Here is an 18,081-nt window from a genome sequence, read left to right as displayed (position 1 = left end):
CGCCGTGTCACCGCGTGTGATCTGTCACCGTCGGAGACCAGTGAAACGGACCGCTGCACGCGTCCGCACGACTCCATCCATCCAAGGGAACCTCCTTCCACATGACGAGCACCCTCTCCACTCTTCCGGACTACGACGCCCCCCAGGTGGCGATCAACGACATCGGGTCCGAAGAGGACTTCCTCGCGGCGATCGACGCGACCATCAAGTACTTCAACGACGGTGACATTGTCGACGGCACCATCGTCAAGGTGGACCGCGACGAGGTCCTCCTCGACATCGGCTACAAGACCGAGGGCGTCATCCCCTCGCGCGAGCTGTCGATCAAGCACGACGTCGACCCCAACGAGGTCGTCAGCGTCGGCGACAAGGTCGAGGCCCTGGTCCTCCAGAAGGAGGACAAGGAAGGCCGCCTGATCCTGTCCAAGAAGCGTGCTCAGTACGAGCGTGCCTGGGGCACCATCGAGCAGGTCAAGGAGGAGGACGGCGTCGTCGAGGGCACCGTCATCGAGGTCGTCAAGGGTGGCCTCATCCTCGACATCGGCCTGCGCGGCTTCCTCCCGGCGTCGCTGGTGGAGATGCGTCGCGTGCGCGACCTGCAGCCCTACGTCGGCCAGACGCTCGAGGCGAAGATCATCGAGCTCGACAAGAACCGCAACAACGTGGTCCTGTCGCGTCGCGCCTGGCTCGAGCAGACCCAGTCCGAGGTCCGCCACGGCTTCCTGACCCAGCTCCAGAAGGGTCAGATCCGCAAGGGTGTCGTCTCCTCGATCGTCAACTTCGGTGCGTTCGTGGACCTCGGCGGCGTCGACGGTCTCGTCCACGTCTCCGAGCTGTCGTGGAAGCACATCGACCACCCGTCCGAGGTCGTCGCCGTGGGCGACGAGGTCACCGTCGAGGTCCTCGACGTCGACATGGACCGCGAGCGTGTCTCCCTGTCGCTGAAGGCGACGCAGGAGGACCCGTGGCAGCACTTCGCCCGCACCCACCAGATCGGCCAGATCGTGCCGGGCAAGGTCACCAAGCTGGTGCCCTTCGGCTCGTTCGTCCGCGTCGAGGAGGGCATCGAGGGCCTGGTGCACATCTCCGAGCTGGCCGAGCGCCACGTGGAGATCCCCGAGCAGGTCGTGCAGGTCAACGACGACGTCATGGTCAAGATCATCGACATCGACCTCGAGCGTCGCCGGATCTCGCTGTCGCTCAAGCAGGCCAACGAGACCGCTGCCGCCTCCGACGTGGAGGAGTTCGACCCCACGCTCTACGGCATGACCGCCACCTACGACGAGCAGGGCAACTACGTCTACCCCGAGGGCTTCGACCCCGAGACGGGCGAGTGGCTCGAGGGCTTCGACGAGCAGCGTGCGATCTGGGAGGACCAGTACGCCAAGGCGCACGCCCGCTGGGAGCAGCACGTCAAGCAGCAGGCCGACGCCAAGGTCGCCGAGGCCGAGGCCGGCGAGGCCACCTCGTACTCCTCTGGTGGCGACACCGCGGCCGAGCCCGGTGAGGAGACCGGCGGGTCGCTCGCCTCGGACGAGGCGCTGCAGGCGCTCCGCGAGAAGCTGACCGGCGGTTCCAACTGATCCGCTGATCGACACGCACCACCACGCAGCACCACGACGGCCCGCCGGGACTCCCGGCGGGCCGTCGTCGTTCGTGGTGCCGCGGCGGCCGTGGTGCCCGTGTCGTCGGGCCGCCCGTCAGGGTCGGTCCGATAGAACTGGCGACATGACTGGTCGTGGCACGTCGGCGCTGGTGCTCGGCGGTGGGGGGATCACCGGCATCGCGTGGGAGCTCGGCATCCTCACCGGACTCGCCCGCGAGGGCGTCGACCTCACCGGCGCAGACGTCGTGGTGGGCACCTCGGCCGGCTCCGTGGTCGGTGCCCAGGTGACCGGCGGGCCGTCCCTCGAGGAGCTCTACGCCACCCAGCTCGAGCCCGCCGACGCCGAGCTCGGCGGACGGCTGTCGCGCATCGCGGCGCTCAAGCTCGTCCCGCCCTACGTCCTGCCCGGCAGCGGACGCGACAAGCTGGCGCGCGTCGGCCGGGTGGCCCTGGCCTCGCACGCGCCGGGAAGCGTCGACCGCGAGGCCGTGATCCGCTCGCGCCTGCCCGTCCGGGCGTGGCCCGAGCGTGACCTGCGGATCACCGCCGTCGACACCATCAGCGGGGAGTTCACCGTCTTCACGCGCGACTCCGGCGTCGACCTCGTCGCGGCGGTCGCGGCGAGCTGTGCGGTGCCGACGGTGTGGCCGCCGGTCGAGATCGACGGGCGCACCTACATGGACGGCGGCATGCGCTCGACCGCCAACGTCGACGTGGCCGCGGGCGCCGAGCGGCTCGTCGTGCTCGCGCCGCTGCCGCGCTCGGTCAGCCGGAAGATGTCGATCCGGGCGCAGGTCGAGCGCGTCGCGCCCCGGGCGTGGTCGGTCGTGACCCCCGACGCCGAGGCGCTGGCGGCCTTCGGCCGCAACCTGCTCGACCCGGCCAAGCGCGCCGTCGCCGCGGAGGCGGGGCTGCGCCAGTCGCGCGACCTGGTCGACCGGGTCGGCGCGGTCTGGGCCGCCTGATCGGGCCGGTCGGTCCGCTCGCCGGCGGCACGCAGCCGGGGCCCTCCGGGCCGTGGGATCCTGTGCCGGTGAAGATCGGCCGACTCTCCCACCTGACCGGGGTCAGCGTGCGGTCCATCCGCTACTACGAGGCCCGCGGGCTGGTGCGCCCGACCCGCGACCGCTCGGGCCAGCGCCTGTTCGCCCCCGAGGACGTCGACCGCGTCATCCGCATCCAGGAGATGCTCGCGGCCGGTCTCGGCACCCGCATCATCGCCGAGATCCTCCCGTGCCTCGACGTACCTGTCTCGCAGCGCACGGGCTTCCTCGAGGAGAGGCTGCGCGAGGAGCAGCAGCGCATCGAGGACGAGCGTCGCGAGCTCGACCGTGCCCAGCGCGTGCTGGACGGGCCGCGGGCCGAGCTGTCGGTCGTGCGACCCGACGCGACCCGGCGCGACCCGGCTTGCACCTGACACCGGTGTCAGGGCCGATCCTGTGGAGCATGGACACCGACACCGACAGGAACGTCAGGCAGCTGCGGCTGGTCGTCGAGGCCGCTGACTACGAGCAGGCACTCCACTTCTACCGTGACGTCCTCGGGATGGAGGAGGTCGCCGCGTTCGCCAACGGGGGCGACGACCTCGTCGCCATCCTCGACGCCGGACGCGCCACCCTCGAGATCGCCAACCCGACCCACAAGCGCGTGATCGACGAGGTGGAGAACGAAGGGCGCCCCGGGGCGTCCCTGCGGGTGGCCTTCGAGGTCGACGACGCGGCCGCCACGACCGACGCCGCCACCGCTGCCGGCGCCGAGCTCCTCGCCAGCCCTCGCGAGACGCCGTGGCGTTCCCTCAACTCGCGGCTCAACGCGCCCGCAGGACTCGAGATCACCTTCTTCCAGGAGCTCGAGGACCAGGCCACCAGGGCGAGGAGGCCCGGCTTCGGCACCGACGCCGACAGGTGACGGGCTCCGGGCTCGTGATAGAGGATGCCGGCTGACGGCGAACGACGACAGGAACGAGACGATGGGTCTGGATCCGGACGGGCGCATCGACCTCACTGGGGACGAGCTGCGCGAGGTGGTGAGCTTCGCCGCGTGAGGCGCTGAACGTGTGCTCGAGCTCTTCGAGCGTGCCGCGCCGGGTGATCGGCGCCCGCGGACCGCGATCGAGGCGGCCAGGACGCCGGTAGTCCTGCGCCCTCATCGCGGCAGACCGGCAGAAGCCACCAGCGCCGCGTGTCCCGACGTCCGGATCTGGCACTCATCTCGGCATGTGCGGATCCCGACTGGCTCGAGGAAGCTGAGCGAGGGAACCATGCGCGCGTTGACGAACCTTCCGAGGCGAGGCGTCGTGGACCGATGGACACCAACACTCTCCCCGCCCTGACCGACGCCGACGACCCGATGCTGCGCCTTGCTGTCGCCGCACACCTGGCCCGCTACAAGGGGCAGAGCCGCGCCCACACCGCATCCGACCTCAACACCTACCTGCGCTGGTGCCTGGAGAAGGACCTCAGGCTGCAAGCGCAGCGAGCACATGTCGAGCTCTACCTGCGCTGGCTGCAAGAAGTCCGCCACCTGCGACCATCGACGGTGTCGCGGCGTCTATCCGTGCTGGCCACGTTCTACCGAACCTGCGTCATCGACCAGATCCTTGAGCACTCACCCGCCGAGTACGTCCGACGCCCACACGTCCCACTCGAGTCGCCGACACTCGGGCTCAGCCACCTGCAGTTCGAGGCCATCCTCACCGCCGGCCGCGACTCCGCCAACCCCAACGACTTTGCACTCGTCGCGATGCACGGACTGCTCGGCCTACGCGTGTTCGAGGCGACCGGCTCGAGCGTCCAAGCGCTTGGCGAAGCTCGCGGTCACCGTGTCCTCACCGTGCACGGAAAGGGCGACAAGACCGCCCTGGTGCCGCTTCCTCCCGCTGTTGGCCGTGCCGTCGACCAGGCGATCGCCGAACGAACGGTCGGCCCGATCCTGCTCAACCGCTACGGCCGACGGCTGGACCGGCATGCAGCCACCCGCCGCCTGCGAGCACTCGCCAGGTCGGCCAACGTCACGACCGCCCGCATGCACCCACACATGCTGCGCCTCACGTTCGTGACCACGATGCTCGACGCCGGCGTCGACCTACGCGACGTCCAGATCGCTGCTCGCCATGCCGACCCGCGCACGACCGCGTTCATGGCCTCAGCGACCTGACGACCGCACATGCCGATGTCCGTGCCCACGGTCTGGGGCGCCGCCTGAGTTCATTGTGGTTCGATACAGAACTCGTTGCCCTCGGGGTCACGCAGGGTCACCCAGCCGCGATCCTCTGGACCCCTGTGATCCTCGTGGATCGTGGCGCCGAGGCTGACCGCCCGCTCGACCTCCTCGTCGCGGCAGCGCCGGTCGGGCGCCCAGTCGAGGTGAACCCGGTTCTTGGCCGATCGCGGCTCGGGTACACGGACGAACAGGAGACCCGGCACTTGGTCCGGCGCTTCGACTAGCACCTCGTCGTCGCCGGCTTCATCGATGTCGGAGATCGGCCAGTCGATCAATCGGCTCCAGAACGCTGCCAGCTCGTAGGGGTCCGCGCAATCGATCGTCACGTGACGCAGTCTCATCCTCAGCACCGTAGTCCGTGTTCGCATGAGCCGCACGTCCGCAACATCTCGATCGGAGTGTCCGCCCTTGCGCCGAGTGACGGCCAGGTGTGCCGCGTTCAGAGCGCGGATCTGCCGATGAGCGAGCGTGGCATGCGCCCCGGTCGTCGAAGGGTCTGCAGCTGGCTGGTGAGAACATAGATCACTTGGTGACGGTGATCTGATCCCCGGCATTGAACATCGCGACTTCCTCGTACTCGTTCGTCGGGCAGTCCGTCAGTGGCTCGGCAAACTCGGTTCCAAGGTCGGGCAAGTGCGGGTATCCGCCGCCTCCGCTAACCCGATCGCCCAAGGCGACTACTTGACCATCGGACAAGCGGACTGCTTGGGCGTCCGCATCCCACGTCGTGCCGTAAGGCCAGACCACCGGATACCCGCCGACCAGTAGGCACCCGCTCGACATAGATAGTGGGCCTTCGATCTGGGCACTGGCGCCGGAACCGTCTTCCTCGGCAGGGTGCGCAACGACTGGACCGTTCCCGTTGGAAGTTGAGGCGACAACGGCGCTTTCATCGCCGCCACAGGCGGCACCGAGCGCGAGGATCAAGAGACTCGCAGCGGCCATTCGCAATTGCATCACGGGCATGGGACGTTTGAGCACGCTTCACCGTTGCCCATGAACGTCCGTACATGCCGCGAGTAGTGCGCGGGATGGCAGCGATGGGAAGAATGCCGACATGTCCCAGCGAAAGCGGCTACGAGAGTTTCGCGTTGCCGTGTTCACAGCGGATGGAGAGGCGCTGGTGTCGCTCCTCCGCGCGGGTCCGTGGCCAAGTCACGCGCTCCAGTTGATCGGTGATGGGCTGCTCGCGGCGCTAGCTCAGAACATCGAGGCAGCGCGCGAGCTGGCTGAGCGGTGCGTGACCGATCTGCGCGAGAGGGACTGGGAGGGCGACGAGGATCTGGTTGCTGCGTTGTTGGCGAGACTGGGCGCTGGGCCGGCCCCGTTGTTGAGGAGCTTGCCGGTCGATCTCGACCAACTCGTCGATGTGCTCGAGGGTGACGCGGTCGCGGGCGGCCGCATCGATCTTCACACCGGTGAGGTGTGGCCCGAGGCGGTGTTCGAGTACGGGATCGAGAGCGAGGAGGAGGGGAAGGATGAGGATCTCGACGACGGCGAACGCTGGCTGTGGGTCGTCAGCGAGGGCTCGCGCGCCGGGTACCGCGACATGGAACTGTTCGTCGCCGGGGTCGCCGAACCAGACCTCGTCGACCGCTTGGCGCGGACGTTGGAGGGTCGGGGCGTGTTCCGCCGTTTCAAGGACGAGCTGACACGCTGGCCCGACCTTCAAGATCGCTGGTATGTGTACTCCGCGGAACGGCGGCGGGGACGCGCCCGAGCCTGGCTCGCCGCCGAAGGCTTCGCCCCGGCAGCGCCGGCCGCCGACGGCGCGCAGAAGACGACCTGATCGCGGCAGATCCGGATGGTCAGAACTGCCTCGCGGGACCACGCCCGTTACCCCTACGCTCACCTGGAGCCCGCCCAAGGCGCATCTACCCGGTAAGGGTGCGTCCTGCCCGTCGCATGGTGGGGGTGGCAGCCCGTTCGAGCCGGGCCGGGTCCCGGGACTCACGCCTCGACTGGAGGTGTCGGGGTTCCCGCTCATCGGCACCTGCGGTCTTCCCTCAACGCGGCAGATGGGTGCGTTGACTACGGACGGGAGTCGCGGTCAGTCGATGCACTGATTCCAGACGCCAGCACGCCAAGCACCATCGTCGGTACGCCAAACGTCGACTTGAACTAGTCGTCGGCCGTTGTGGTTGAGCAGGTCTACGACACGCACAGCATCTTCGTCACCTGCACCCACGTCGTCCCCTTTGGCTTGAGTCCTGACCGATGCGACGCGACCTCGTTCGTCGTAAACCAGCATCGCGTCCTTCAAGCCTTGCCAGGTCGAGGCATTGGCGACAGTGTCGTAGTGGCTCAGGCAGTCGCCGTCATCACCACTGCTGCCGACGCTCTCGCAGGCGCTCAACAGTCCCGACGCGAGAGCAACGCCTATCGGAACGGTCAACAGAGCGCGCACGGACATCGGACGCCATGTTGCCCGAGTCGGTTCCATACGTCCGCTCATCGGCAGATGAGTGCCCTGGTCGCGGCAGATCCGGACGTTTGGCACGGCTCACGGCATCGCTGAACCACCGCCGCCTGGCGTGGCGGCGCTAGCCTCCCTGCATGGATCACGACCCCTCCCACTATGAGGCGATGTTCGAGGAAGCGGGCATCGACGGCGAGTCGCTGACCGTGCTGCTCGTCCGCGGTGGCACGCGTGCGGACGTGCTTCGACTTCTCGGCGCGGAAGCCGAACCAAACGGAGAGCCCTATCCGGACCTGGAGGATGTGGACTACTCCGGGTATGCGTTGGCCGAGGTTGAGGGTGGTGTTGTCGCGTTCGAGCACACTGGATACGCCGATCCCAGCCCACGAGTGCTGGCCGCGCTCTCGTCGCTCGGAGGCGCTGCGGCGGTCACGCGCTCGAACATCCAGGCACATGAGCGGTTTGGTTGCGCTCGCGACGGCGTGGTTCTCTTCGACGCTGACGAGTTCATGTACGTGGAAGAGCACGAGAAGGAGTCCGTGCCCTCGGAGTTGCGTCCGATGTTCGACTCGGCTTGGGTCAACCTCGATGCCGCGGGTGACGACGACGAGGGAGCGAGAGGGTTCGTCGGATACGCGATGGCGGCCACACATACCGGTGTCGTGGTCACCGCCGAAGACCTGAGCCGTGCTGTGCAGCCGGGGTACCACCGCGTGCGGACGCTCACCTACTTGGAGTGATTTCCCGTAGGGAGAATTGTCGAATCGCGTCGGCGCGAGCCGGTTACGGACATCGTCTGAGCCAACCAGGTAGCAAACAGTTCGCTGCCCTCCAACGTCCGATCATCGGCAGATGAGTGCACTGGTCGCGGCAGATGCGGACGTTCAGAACGTAGCGGTAGATCAACTCAGTCCGTGGCAGGTTGATCCCATGACGAGTCAGGATCCGGATCGCAACCCAGAGGTCGAACTCCAGGACGCGCTTCGGCACTTGCACATCTACGAGGCGATCGCCACCGCTGCAAGCGATGCGCACGCGGTGCTCGACACCGTGCTGAACGCCTCGGACCCTGAGGCCGCCAACCAAGCGCTGGTAGGCCAGTACGCGTTCTCGGAAGTGCAAGCCTGGGCGGTGATGGATGTCCAGTTCCGACGTCTGACTTCGGCAGACCGGCAGAAGATTGAGCAGCGTCACCTCGAACTCAGGGAGCACGTGGCGGCTCTTGAGCGGGAACTCAGCCAGGGCTGACAGCCTCGCCCGTGCCATCCGGATCTCGGCATGAGCGGACGAGCTGATCGCGGCAGATCCGGATGTCTTGGCGGTCTACACTCAGGCAATGCGCCGCAGCGTCTACGTCGAGTACGCACCTCGCGTGGGCCACGGCATCGAGGAACTGCAGGTCGGCCAGGTCGGAGTCGCCGTCGTGTGGGGCGAATACCATGTTGACGTCGTGTGGGCAGGTCTTGAGAACCAGATGGTGACGACGGGCATGGTCTTCGACGAACTAGACCTTCGTGGAATCGACGTCCGCACTTTCGCCCAGCGTGTGTTGGCGTAGCACAACCTGTCCGCGCGGTAGGCGCACTCATCTCGGCAGATCCAAGTCTTCGGGCTCGCGCGACCCGTTGATGCAACAACTGTTCCATCGGGGGCTCAGCAGATGTAGGGTCTCAGGCCCGCGAACGACCAGAGGAGGTGAGTCCGATTACCACTGTCCAGTACTTCGAAAGGCAGTCCTTATGGACCTCACCTTGCACTCCTTCTTCGCTCGCGACGGCGCACGCCTGACATTCCGCCTGCTCGGCTCCACCTCGCCGTCCCGTCCGCCCTTGATCTGCGTGCCCGGCGGGCCGATGCTCGACTCCGACTACCTCGGCGACCTCGGCGGACTGCACGCCGACCGCGCACTTGCCCTGCTTGATCCACGGGGCACCGGCTCATCGGGCGGGGCCGACGACCCGTCAGCGTGTCGCTGCGACCGGCTTGCCGACGATCTCGAGGCGCTCCGAGAGCACCTCGGTGAAGGGCGCATCGAGCTGCTCGGGCACTCCGCCGGCGCCAATGTCGTGTATCGCTATGCCGAAAGAAACCCCGGTCGAGTGTGCCGACTCGTCTTGGTGGCGCCATCCGTACGCGGCCTGGACCTTGAGGTGCCGAATGATGCGCGGCGCACGGTAGCGCGCCTCCGCTCGGAAGAGCCGTGGTTCGCCGACGCGATGGGGGCGCTCGAGGCGGCGTGGGTCGGCACCGCGACGGCTGAGCAACTTGGACTGCTGGAGCCGTTCAGCCACGGATGCTGGGACGACGCGACCCGCGCGTACGTCGCTCGGATGGACGCGCGACGCGATCCGCGGCTCATCCAGGCCTTCGGTGCGGACGGTGCCTTCGACGCAACATCGACGCGCGACGCCCTGTCACGGCTCGACGCGCCCGTGCTTGTGCTTGCCGGAGGCCTAGACGTCGGAGTTCCACCCGCGCTGGCCGAGCAGGTCGCCAGACTGTTCGCGAACGCCGACTTCGTCGTCCAACCAGGTGCAGGCCACTTCCCATGGCGCAACGGCGCCGAGCGGTTCCGCCGACTGGTGGCGCCGTTCCTCGCCTAGCCACGCTCGACGGCCCGCAGCTATTGCGCATCGAAGTGGGCACGTAGTGAGGTCGCAGAAACAGTTCGGGCTCGGCGCCGGCCGTCGAGGTGGAGGTAGCCGTCGGCGTCGAGGCGCCCGACGTCGCCGACGGTGAAGGCGGGCCCCCGCGCCACTCCTCCGAGGGGCACGCGCTGGCCTGGCCCTCCGTCGACCCGTCGAACTCCCACGTCGCGCCGTCGGGGAAGAGCTCGACCGGGCGGCGCTTGATCGGCGCGGGGCACGGCGCGCCGGCGTGGCGACGAGCCGGAACGACGAGAGGTCCGGCACGCCGACGCGGTCCCAGTGGGCGAAGAGGCGCTGCAGGTGGGTGGGCACGCAGAACATGGTGGTCGGGCTCACCACGAGGTGGACGTCGTCGGGGACGAAGCCCCAGAGTCGGCGAGCAGCGCCAGCACCAGGTCGACGTACGACGGGGAGCCGCACCCGTCGGGGGACCGGCGGGTGCCGCTGCGAGGTGGTGCTGGTCAGGCACTGGGTCAGCGGAGCACCCGCAGCCACCAGCGGACCACGCGCTTGTTGCCCGCCTCGTCGCGGACCACGAGCACCACCCGGTGGCGTCCGGGGGCCAGGGTCCTCGACGTCGCGATGAGGAGGCCCTTGCGGGTCACCCGCACGTCCGCCGCGGACCGGCCGCCCAAGCGCACCGTCACGTCGCTCGCCCGGAGCTGGTCGTGGCGGTCGCTGATCCGCGCGCGGACGGTCGGCGTCCGGTCGCGGGTCGGCTCGCTCCCGGAGACCACCGTGACCTTGGGCTTGCCGCGGTCGACCGTCCAGGTGCGGACCGCCGGGCTGGCGTCGGTGTTGCCCGCCGCGTCGGTGGCGCGCACCTTCAGCTCGTGCTCGCCCTGGCCGAGCCTGGTGAACGTCTTCGGTGACGAGCACGCCGCCCAGGCTCCGCCGTCCAGGCTGCACTCGAACCTGCTGCCGGGCTCGGAGGAGACGAAGGCGAACGTCGCCGCCCGCCCGCGGCCGTGGCCCTTCGGACCACTGGTGATGGTGGTGTCCGGGGGAGTGGTGTCGCCCGGAGGGGGCGGGCCGTCGCCGGTGACGACGATCTCGACTGTGTCGGTGACCGTGTCGGTCCCGTCCGCGCTGCCCACCGTCACCGTGGCCCGGTAGGTGCCGGGCGTGGCATAGGTGTGCGTCGGGTCGGGCCCCTCGGCCTTCGCGCCGTCACCGAAGTCCCACGCGTAGGTGAGCCCGGCGGTGCTCGGGTCGAGGTCGACGCAGCCGATCCGCTTGGCCGCGTTGTCCGGGTCGTGGATGACGATGGCGACGGCGTCGGAGTCGGCACGCTGGTCGCTGGTCACCACCACCTCGCCGCTGGCTCCCTCCGCATCGCTGGTGAACGGCAGCCAGATCTCGTTGCCCTCGCTGAAGGGGAGATCGGTGTCGAAGCGGAAGTGCGCCCCGCCGTTGCCGTCCGCGCACGACTGCTCGTGCACGTGCACCATGTGGGCGGCCGAGGGCTTGAGCCCGGTGACGTCCAGCGTGGTCACCGTGGTGTCCCGCGAGCGGACCATCGAGGCGGTGCCGGACAGCTCGGGGTAGGTCGTGGTGCCGTCGGCGAAGGCGGTGAGCTCACCGCCCGTGGTGACCGCCGTGGAGAAGTCGACCTCCAGCGGGGCGCTGCCCCTCGCGGGTGTGGCGCTCGCCTCGACGTCCGGCAGCGCGTCGACGCTGATCTCGACGCTGTCGCTGCCCTCGTTGCCGTCGGGGTCGGTCACGGTCAACGTGGCGGTGTAGCTGCCGGAAGCCGTGTAGACGTGGTTGAGCGGCGGCTTGGGGCCGGTATACGTCGTCCCGTCCCCCCAGTCCCATGTGTAGGTCAGCGGACCTCCCTGGTCGTCGATCGCGTTGATGGTGAACGCGACGGGCAGCGGAGCACGGCCGCTCGTGGGAGTGGCCGAGACGCTGACGCGCGGCGCCTCCCCGGTGACCGAGATCTCGAACTCCTCCTCGTAGGTCCCGCCCTTGCCGTCGCTGACGGTCAGGGTCGCGACGTACCTGCCGGGGTCGGCGTACGTCACGTGGGCGTGCGACTGCGTCGACTGGTCGGACGGCTGGTCGCTCTGGCCGAAGTCCCACAGGTAGGTCAGGGCGTCGCCGTCGGCGTCGCTGGCGCGGGCCTCGAAGTGGACGTAGAGCGGGGCGGGCCCGGTGCGCGGCGAGACGAACGGCTCGGCCGTCGGAGGTTCGTTGTCCTCGGCGGGCTCCTCCACGACCACCGTGCCGCGCATGGTGGCGCCGTGGATGCTGCACCAGTACTCGTAGGTGCCCGGGCGGGTGAAGGTGTAGCGCACCGGCGCGCCGTTGGCGTCGCGGTACTCCTGGAGGGGCGGGGACCACGTGTCGGCGGTGTCACGCGAGGTCAGGTCGTGGCCCATCGTGGCCCGGTCGAACTGCCACTCGACGGTGTCGCCCACCTCGACGGTGACCGTCGACGTGCCGGTCTGCTCGGCGACCCACTGGTTGTCGGTGGCCGTGTCGACCGCGTCGACGACGAAGACGTCGCCGCCGGCCGGCTCCTCGACCACCACCTCGACGGTGTCCTCGCCCGTCTGGCCGTCGGGGTCGGTGACCGTCACGGTCGCCGTGTAGGTGCCGGGATCGGTGTAGGTCCAGCTCGCGTCCGCGCCCGTGGCCGTGTCGTCCTGGGTGCCGGCCACGCCGAAGTCCCAGGTGTAGGTGAGGTCCCCACCCTCCGGGTCGGTGCCCTCGGCGCGGAAGTCGACGTCGAGCGGCGCGGTGCCGGAGGTCGGCTCGGCCGTGGCGGTCACGGTCGGGTCCTCGCCCTCCTGGACGCCCGACCAGCGGAAGAAGTCGAAGTCCGCGACGGGGCCGCCCGCCGCGCCTCCGGTGAGTGCCATCACGCCGACGCGGGGGTTGCTGATCCCGGCCAGGGCGCGCGGGTCGCCGACCTCGGTGAACTGCTCGCCGTCGGTGGAGTACCACCCGCGCAGCTGGGCGCCGTCGGAGGTGAAGCGCAGCCAGAACGTGGTGGGGAAGCTCGTGGGCAGGAACGGCCCGTCGAAGCTGCCGCCGCCGGTGTTCCAGTTGCCGCTGAAGTCGAAGTCGCTGTTGCTCGGGCTCGACGAGCGCAGGAACTCGATCCACTCCCGGTCGCTGCCCTTGTCGACGAAGGTCAGCTTCGCGAAGCCGGAGCCGCCGCTGCCGGCGACCACCAGCCCGGCCTGCTGGCCGGCGTCGAGCGGGTCCCAGGTGAGCTTGGTCGTCGCGGTCCACGGGCCCTCGGGTGCGGCCTGGGTGATGATGTTGGGGGTGTCGTTGTACTCGCCCGGTCGCGCCGTCAGGTGCAGCGCGCCGTCGGAGACGTCGTACGCCGTCTCGTCGGGCCGGCGCACCGTCCAGTGGCAGTTGTCGAGCAGCTCGGTGTCGTTGAACTCGTCGGAGCGCTCGGGCTGCTCGCACGGCGGCGCCGGCTCCTCCGACCGCATGCCGGAGACCGCGAAGACGTGGAGCTTCGGGTCGACCGGCAGGGTCAGGGTGTCGGGCTGCTTGCCGGCCGCGAGCGGGATCGGCTGGGTGAAGATCATGACCCGCGGCGAGGTGTCGCCGCCCCCGTTGTGGCGGTAGGGCATGTCGATGGCGATCTCCTCGCCGAACTTGGGCGCCACCGCCCAGTCGGTGAACCGCAGCGGCACCTGGACGGTCGTGCCGTCGTTGTAGGCGAGGGTGGCGTCCTTCTGCACGTCGCCGTTGTGGGCGGTGGCCAGGACGCTGAGCTGGTCGTAGGTGCCGGTGGGCAGGGGAATGACCTGGCCGTCGGCCTCGACGTTGTTGAGCCTCCCGTCGGCGGGGCTGCCGAAGTCGTAGTCGACGCCGTTGAGCCGCACCGGTCCGCCGTCCTCCTGCACGGCCGGCGGGAGGAGCTCGGCGGCGAAGGTCCAGCCGCCACCGTCGAAGTTGCCGTCGCCGGGGTTGGCGTCGGTGGAGATGCCGTCGTTGTTGAACAGCTCGGACAGGTCGGCCACCGGGCGGCACTCGCCGTCGGCGAGCACCTCGATGCGCACCGAGCTCGTGCCGGTGTTGCCGTCGGGGTCGGTGGCGGTGACCGTCGCGGTGTACTCCCCGGCTTCGGTGTAGGTGTAGGTGGGCGACTGCTCCGTGGAGGTGTCGTCGTCCGTGCCGGCGACGCCGAAGTCCCAGCGCCAGGTGACGGACTGGTCCTGCGGGTCGGTGGCGGAGGCGTCGAAGTCGACCTCGAGGGGGAGCACGCCGCAGCGCGGGGTCGCGGTCGCCGTGGCGACCGGGTCGACCAGGACGGTGATCTCCTCGGTGGTGCGGGTCAGGCCGCGGGTGCCGTCGGCGTCGACGGGGGTCACCTCGGCGGTGAAGGTGCCGCCCTCGGTGTAGGTGTGCGAGACCTCGCCCGCGCCGGTGACCGGGTCGGAGCCGTCGCCGAAGTCCCACTCGTAGGTGATCGCGTCGCCCTGGCGGTCGACGCCCTCGGCGGTGAAGTCGGCCTCGAGCGGGGCGCCGCCGCGCACGGGCTCCGCGGTGAGCGTGTTGACGAACGGCTCGTCGACGTCGAGCTCCCGGATCTGGATGTTGCGGAAGCTCACCTCGTCGGCGTCGCCGTGGTTCTGCAGGCCGACGTAGCCCTCGGTGCCGCGCGAGCCGTCGGAGGTGTACTCGTTCACCACCTGGCCATTGAGCGTCATCGTGTAGGTCTGGCCCTCGACCCGGATCTCGTAGTCGTTCCACTCGCCGACCGGCTTGGCGTTGCGCGCGTCCTCGCGGTCGAAGTTGTAGACCGAGCCGGTCTTCTGCGGCTCGTCGCCCGGCTGGCCCTCCTTGATCTGGATCTCGTGCCCCTCGTCGACGGCCACCCACGGGTCGGTGCCCGGGTCGGGGAAGCGGGTGAAGACGCCGGAGTTGTCACCGTCGTCGGACAGCTTGAACTGCACCTTGAGCACGTAGTCGTCGAAGGTGCGCTCGGAGTACCAGAACAGGCCGAGGCCGCCGCGGCTGGTGAGCGCGCAGTCCTCCACGGTGAAGCCGCCGGGACCGGCCTGCCTCCACGCCGACGCGTCGGTGCCGTCGAAGAGCAGCTCGTAGCCGTCGTCCGCGGTGGGCGCACTGGCGCAGGGCTGCCGCACGATGACCTCGACGGCACGGCTGGTGGACTTGCCGGTCGCGTCCTCGACGGTCAGGGTCGCGGTGTAGGTGCCGGTCTCGGGGTAGGTCCACGACGCGGTGGGCGTGGTGGCGGTGTCGTCGTCGGTGCCCTCGACGCCGAAGTCCCATGCGTAGGTGATGGCGTCGCCGTCGGGGTCGCTGGCCTCGGCCGCGAACTCCACCTCGAGCGGCGCGAGTCCGTCGGCGGGCGTCGCGGTGGCGGAGGCGATGACGGGGGAGGTGTTGCCCGCGACGCCCTTGCCGGCGACGGAGAACTCGTCGAAGTTCATCTCGCCGTTGCCGGAGTAGACGAAGTAGAGCGGACGCCCGCCCGGGTCGGCGTCTCGGGCGGTGATGCGCGCGCTGACGGTCTTGTAGAAGTACTGGCCCTCGGTGCCCCCGGCGAGCGGCACGGTGGCCACGACGGGACCGTTGGCCGCGCCCGCACGCACCGCGATGGTGGCGCCGGCCTGCGGTCCGCCGGAGTAGCGGATCGACACGTCGGTCATGTTGACCAGGCTCATCGGGTCGAACATCACCCAGTCGCCGTTGCCCATGCCCGTGATCAGGCCGCCGCCGCCGGGTCGGGTGCCGGACTTGTCGTCGTAGCCGGTGTAGCCGACGCCCTGACGGTTGGTCGCGTGCTCGGCCTGGCGCAGCTTGGGCTGGAGGATGACCGTGTCGCTGCCCTGCAGCGGCGCGTTGGCGCCGTCGTTGGCGCCGCCGTCGCGGTAGGTGGCGATGAGGACGCCGTAGGTGTTGGCGTCCGGGCCGTGGTCGCCCGAGGCGGCCGTGCGGATCGTGCCCTCGCAGCCGGTGACCGACAGGTTGGGGTGGACGTGGATGTCGTGGCCGAGGCCCTCCTGCACCACGACCTCGCTGCAGTCGACCGTCTCCTCGGCGTCCTGCACGTCGACGACGAACGGGATGTCGTCGCCGGAGGCGTAGAACCCGCCGTCGGCGGGCAGCTCGATCGTCACCTTCGGCGCGGTGTTGCCGACGTTGATCACGACCTGCGACGTGGCGGACTTGCCGGTCGAGTCGGTCACGGTGAGCAGCACCGTGTAGTCGCCGGGGGTGTCGTAGGTGCGGGAGGGGGAGGCGTCGGTCGAGTCGGTGTCGCCGTCCCCGTCGAGGTCCCAGGCGTAGGTGACGGCGTCGCCGTCGGGGTCGCTCGTGCCCGCGCTGGTGAACTGGACGGCCAGCGGCGCCGGCCCCTCGGTCACGTCGGCGCCGGCGCGCGCCACCGGGGCGGAGCCGTTGATGGCGTAGTCGATGCGGACGAGCTTGGTCTGGGGGGAGCCGGAGAAGAAGCCGGTGCCGTACTCGAGGACGTACATCGAGCCGTCGGGGCCGAACTCGAGGTCACCGGGGGCGACAAACCCGTCCATGAAGTCGTTGATGGCGGTGATGTTGCCCGCGGCGTCCATCCGGACCTCCTTGATCCAGCCGCGGCTCATCTCCGACATGAAGTAGGAGCCCTCGTAGTCGGCCGGGAAGGCGGTGTCCTTGGCCGCGGTGTTCTGCGACTGCCGGTAGACCTGGCCGCCGGTCGGGGTGGCGCCCTGGACGGCGGCGTACTTGTAGGGGCCGACGTCGGAGTAGGGGATCCACGCGTCGGTCATCGGGGGCAGGGTCTGCAGGCCGGTGCTGTTGGGCGAGTCGTTGACGCCCGTCATCGCGTCGGGGTCGTCGCAGGGGAAGCGCTTAGGGCTGCCGTCGGGGTTGGTGCGGTAGCGGTTGGCCACGAAGTCCCAGTCGACGTAGGCGCCGCCGAAGTCCATCTTGGTCAGGTCGGGGCCGACCTCGCCGCCGCAGTAGGGCCAGCCGCCGTTCATCGCGACCTCGGTGCGGTTGAACTCCTCGAAGTGGCGCGGGCCGCGGTTGGGGCTGTTGACCCGCGAGTCCGGGCCGACCTCACCCCAGTAGAGCGCGTCGGTGTCGGGGTCGACGCCGAGGCGGTAGGGGTTGCGCAGGCCCATCACGTAGATCTCGGGGCGGGTGCGGGCCGGGTCTGCGTCGGGGTAGCGGGCGGACGGGTAGGCGCCGCCCTCGCCGAACAGGTTGCCGTCGGGGATGTCGTAGGAGATGCCGTCGCCGGGGGTCGGGTCGACGTCGCCCGCGTCGTCGTCGCGGGGGACGACCCGCAGGATCTTGCCGCGCAGGTCGTTGGTGTTGGCCGAGGACTTCTGCGCGTCGTAGTCGGAGCGCCCGGGACGTTCGTCGTGGGGGGAGTAGCCGTCGTTGTCGGAGGAGGAGGTGTTGTCACCGGTCGCGAGGTGGAGCACGCCGCCGTCGCCGAACTGCAGCGAGCCGGCGGAGTGGCAGCACACGTTGCGCTGGGTGCCGACCTCGAGGATGACCTTCTCCGACGACTTGTCGATGAACGTCTCGCCGTCCTCGTCGGTCTCGACCGTCAGGCGGGAGAGCCGGTTGGCGGTGAGCGAGGCGGGCAGCGGGGCGTAGTAGACGTAGACCCAGCCGTTGTCGGCGAAGGCGGGGTCGAGCGTGATGCCCAGCCCGCCGTCCTCGAGGCCGCTCCACACCCCGAGGCTGGGGTTGTTCATGATGATCTCGATGCTGCCGTCGGCCGGGTCGTACATCGAGATGTCGCCGGCGCGGGTGAGGAAGAAGACCCGCCCGTCCGGCGCGACGGTGAGCTCCATCACCTCGCCGAGCCCGGTGCCCTGGCCGAGGACGACCTTCTGGAACTTCGTCAGGTCGGGCGCGGCGGCCCCCGTCGCCCCCGTCGCCTCCGCCGCCGCCGGCGTGCGGGCGCCCGGCTCCTTCGCCCCCGTGCCGGGGCCGGGGGAGTCCTTCTGGCGCTCGACGGCGGCCGCTGGCGCGACCGGGTCGGGCACCGCGGCCATGACCGGGGCGGTGAGGCCGAGGGCCAGCGCCAGGCCGGTCACCAGGGCGAGCAACGAGACGACGAGCTGACGAGACCGCTGGTGCATGGCGGGCCTTCCCACAACCGAGTTCGGGGCGCCGCAGGGCGTCGCGCCCTGTGACCTGTGTCACGCTAGAGCCGACTTTTGCGTGACGTC

At 69.6% G+C, this 18,081-nt stretch carries 14 protein-coding genes; 10 read left to right on the top strand and 4 right to left on the bottom strand.

Annotation, left to right across the window (positions count from 1 at the left end; translation table 11 throughout):
- Positions 1-101: 101 nt before the first annotated feature.
- The 5 genes from rpsA (at position 102) to AC54T2_RS15000 (ending at position 4,762) form a co-directional block, all read left to right on the top strand.
- Positions 102-1,583, top strand: coding sequence for a 30S ribosomal protein S1 (rpsA, locus tag AC54T2_RS15020; protein ID WP_186342027.1), 1,482 nt, complete (start codon positions 102-104; stop codon positions 1,581-1,583).
- 145 nt (positions 1,584-1,728) lie between these two features.
- Positions 1,729-2,571: a patatin-like phospholipase family protein gene (locus AC54T2_RS15015; protein ID WP_496666584.1), complete on the top strand. Its 843-nt coding sequence runs from the start codon at positions 1,729-1,731 to the stop codon at positions 2,569-2,571.
- Between the two features lie 68 nt (positions 2,572-2,639).
- Complete coding sequence (locus AC54T2_RS15010) at positions 2,640-3,023, top strand: MerR family transcriptional regulator (RefSeq protein WP_496666583.1); 384 nt, start codon at positions 2,640-2,642, stop codon at positions 3,021-3,023.
- Between the two features lie 29 nt (positions 3,024-3,052).
- Positions 3,053-3,514, top strand: coding sequence for a VOC family protein (locus AC54T2_RS15005; protein ID WP_496666582.1), 462 nt, complete (start codon positions 3,053-3,055; stop codon positions 3,512-3,514).
- Between the two features lie 273 nt (positions 3,515-3,787).
- Positions 3,788-4,762: a tyrosine-type recombinase/integrase gene (locus AC54T2_RS15000; RefSeq protein WP_496666581.1), complete on the top strand. Its 975-nt coding sequence runs from the start codon at positions 3,788-3,790 to the stop codon at positions 4,760-4,762.
- Positions 4,763-4,812: 50 nt separating this feature from the next.
- Here AC54T2_RS15000 and AC54T2_RS14995 read toward each other — a convergent pair whose 3' ends face one another.
- On the bottom strand, positions 4,813-5,169 hold the full coding sequence (locus tag AC54T2_RS14995) for a VOC family protein (RefSeq protein ID WP_496666580.1): 357 nt from the start codon (positions 5,167-5,169) through the stop codon (positions 4,813-4,815).
- Between the two features lie 181 nt (positions 5,170-5,350).
- Complete coding sequence (locus AC54T2_RS14990; protein WP_489976078.1) at positions 5,351-5,809, bottom strand: hypothetical protein; 459 nt, start codon at positions 5,807-5,809, stop codon at positions 5,351-5,353.
- A gap of 76 nt (positions 5,810-5,885) precedes the next feature.
- Here AC54T2_RS14990 and AC54T2_RS14985 point away from each other — a divergent pair, with 76 nt between their 5' ends.
- Positions 5,886-6,617, top strand: a complete 732-nt coding sequence (locus tag AC54T2_RS14985; protein ID WP_489976077.1) for a UPF0158 family protein — start codon at positions 5,886-5,888, stop codon at positions 6,615-6,617.
- 261 nt (positions 6,618-6,878) lie between these two features.
- On the opposite strand, the gene AC54T2_RS14980 is transcribed toward AC54T2_RS14985, so the two are convergent.
- Entirely contained in the window at positions 6,879-7,241 is a 363-nt protein-coding gene (locus AC54T2_RS14980; protein ID WP_489976076.1) for a hypothetical protein, read from the bottom strand.
- Positions 7,242-7,384: 143 nt separating this feature from the next.
- On the opposite strand from AC54T2_RS14980, the gene AC54T2_RS14975 reads away from it, so the two are divergent.
- The 4 genes from AC54T2_RS14975 to AC54T2_RS14960 all read left to right on the top strand — a co-directional run bounded on the left by AC54T2_RS14975 (position 7,385) and on the right by AC54T2_RS14960 (position 9,850).
- Positions 7,385-7,987 carry a DUF6461 domain-containing protein gene (locus tag AC54T2_RS14975; protein WP_489976075.1) on the top strand — a complete coding sequence of 201 codons (603 nt, stop codon included), beginning with the start codon at positions 7,385-7,387 and terminating at the stop codon, positions 7,985-7,987.
- Between the two features lie 112 nt (positions 7,988-8,099).
- Positions 8,100-8,495, top strand: coding sequence for a DNA gyrase subunit A (locus AC54T2_RS14970; protein WP_489976074.1), 396 nt, complete (start codon positions 8,100-8,102; stop codon positions 8,493-8,495).
- A gap of 88 nt (positions 8,496-8,583) precedes the next feature.
- Positions 8,584-8,805: a hypothetical protein gene (locus AC54T2_RS14965; RefSeq protein WP_489976073.1), complete on the top strand. Its 222-nt coding sequence runs from the start codon at positions 8,584-8,586 to the stop codon at positions 8,803-8,805.
- Positions 8,806-8,986: 181 nt separating this feature from the next.
- On the top strand, positions 8,987-9,850 hold the full coding sequence (locus AC54T2_RS14960; RefSeq protein WP_489976072.1) for an alpha/beta fold hydrolase: 864 nt from the start codon (positions 8,987-8,989) through the stop codon (positions 9,848-9,850).
- Positions 9,851-10,368: 518 nt separating this feature from the next.
- Here AC54T2_RS14960 and AC54T2_RS14955 read toward each other — a convergent pair.
- Complete coding sequence (locus AC54T2_RS14955; RefSeq protein WP_496666579.1) at positions 10,369-17,991, bottom strand: PKD domain-containing protein; 7,623 nt, start codon at positions 17,989-17,991, stop codon at positions 10,369-10,371.
- Positions 17,992-18,081 lie beyond the last annotated feature (90 nt).

The sequence above is a fragment of the Nocardioides sp. Z35_8 genome (assembly GCF_059621125.1).
Note: the sequence above shows the minus strand (reverse complement) of the source record. Positions and strands in the feature narration are given on the sequence as shown.

What these genes read in the sequence shown, in the direction of transcription:
- rpsA (WP_186342027.1), top strand. Translation starts at nt 102, where the DNA reads ATGACGAGCACCCTCTCCACTCTTCCGGACTACGACGCCCCCCAGGTG.
- AC54T2_RS15015 (WP_496666584.1), top strand. Translation starts at nt 1,729, where the DNA reads ATGACTGGTCGTGGCACGTCGGCGCTGGTGCTCGGCGGTGGGGGGATC.
- AC54T2_RS15005 (WP_496666582.1), top strand. Translation starts at nt 3,053, where the DNA reads ATGGACACCGACACCGACAGGAACGTCAGGCAGCTGCGGCTGGTCGTC.
- AC54T2_RS14995 (WP_496666580.1), bottom strand. Translation starts at nt 5,169, where the DNA reads ATGAGACTGCGTCACGTGACGATCGATTGCGCGGACCCCTACGAGCTG.
- AC54T2_RS14985 (WP_489976077.1), top strand. Translation starts at nt 5,886, where the DNA reads ATGTCCCAGCGAAAGCGGCTACGAGAGTTTCGCGTTGCCGTGTTCACA.
- AC54T2_RS14980 (WP_489976076.1), bottom strand. Translation starts at nt 7,241, where the DNA reads ATGTCCGTGCGCGCTCTGTTGACCGTTCCGATAGGCGTTGCTCTCGCG.
- AC54T2_RS14975 (WP_489976075.1), top strand. Translation starts at nt 7,385, where the DNA reads ATGGATCACGACCCCTCCCACTATGAGGCGATGTTCGAGGAAGCGGGC.
- AC54T2_RS14970 (WP_489976074.1), top strand. Translation starts at nt 8,100, where the DNA reads ATGAGTGCACTGGTCGCGGCAGATGCGGACGTTCAGAACGTAGCGGTA.
- AC54T2_RS14965 (WP_489976073.1), top strand. Translation starts at nt 8,584, where the DNA reads ATGCGCCGCAGCGTCTACGTCGAGTACGCACCTCGCGTGGGCCACGGC.
- AC54T2_RS14960 (WP_489976072.1), top strand. Translation starts at nt 8,987, where the DNA reads ATGGACCTCACCTTGCACTCCTTCTTCGCTCGCGACGGCGCACGCCTG.
- AC54T2_RS14955 (WP_496666579.1), bottom strand. Translation starts at nt 17,991, where the DNA reads ATGCACCAGCGGTCTCGTCAGCTCGTCGTCTCGTTGCTCGCCCTGGTG.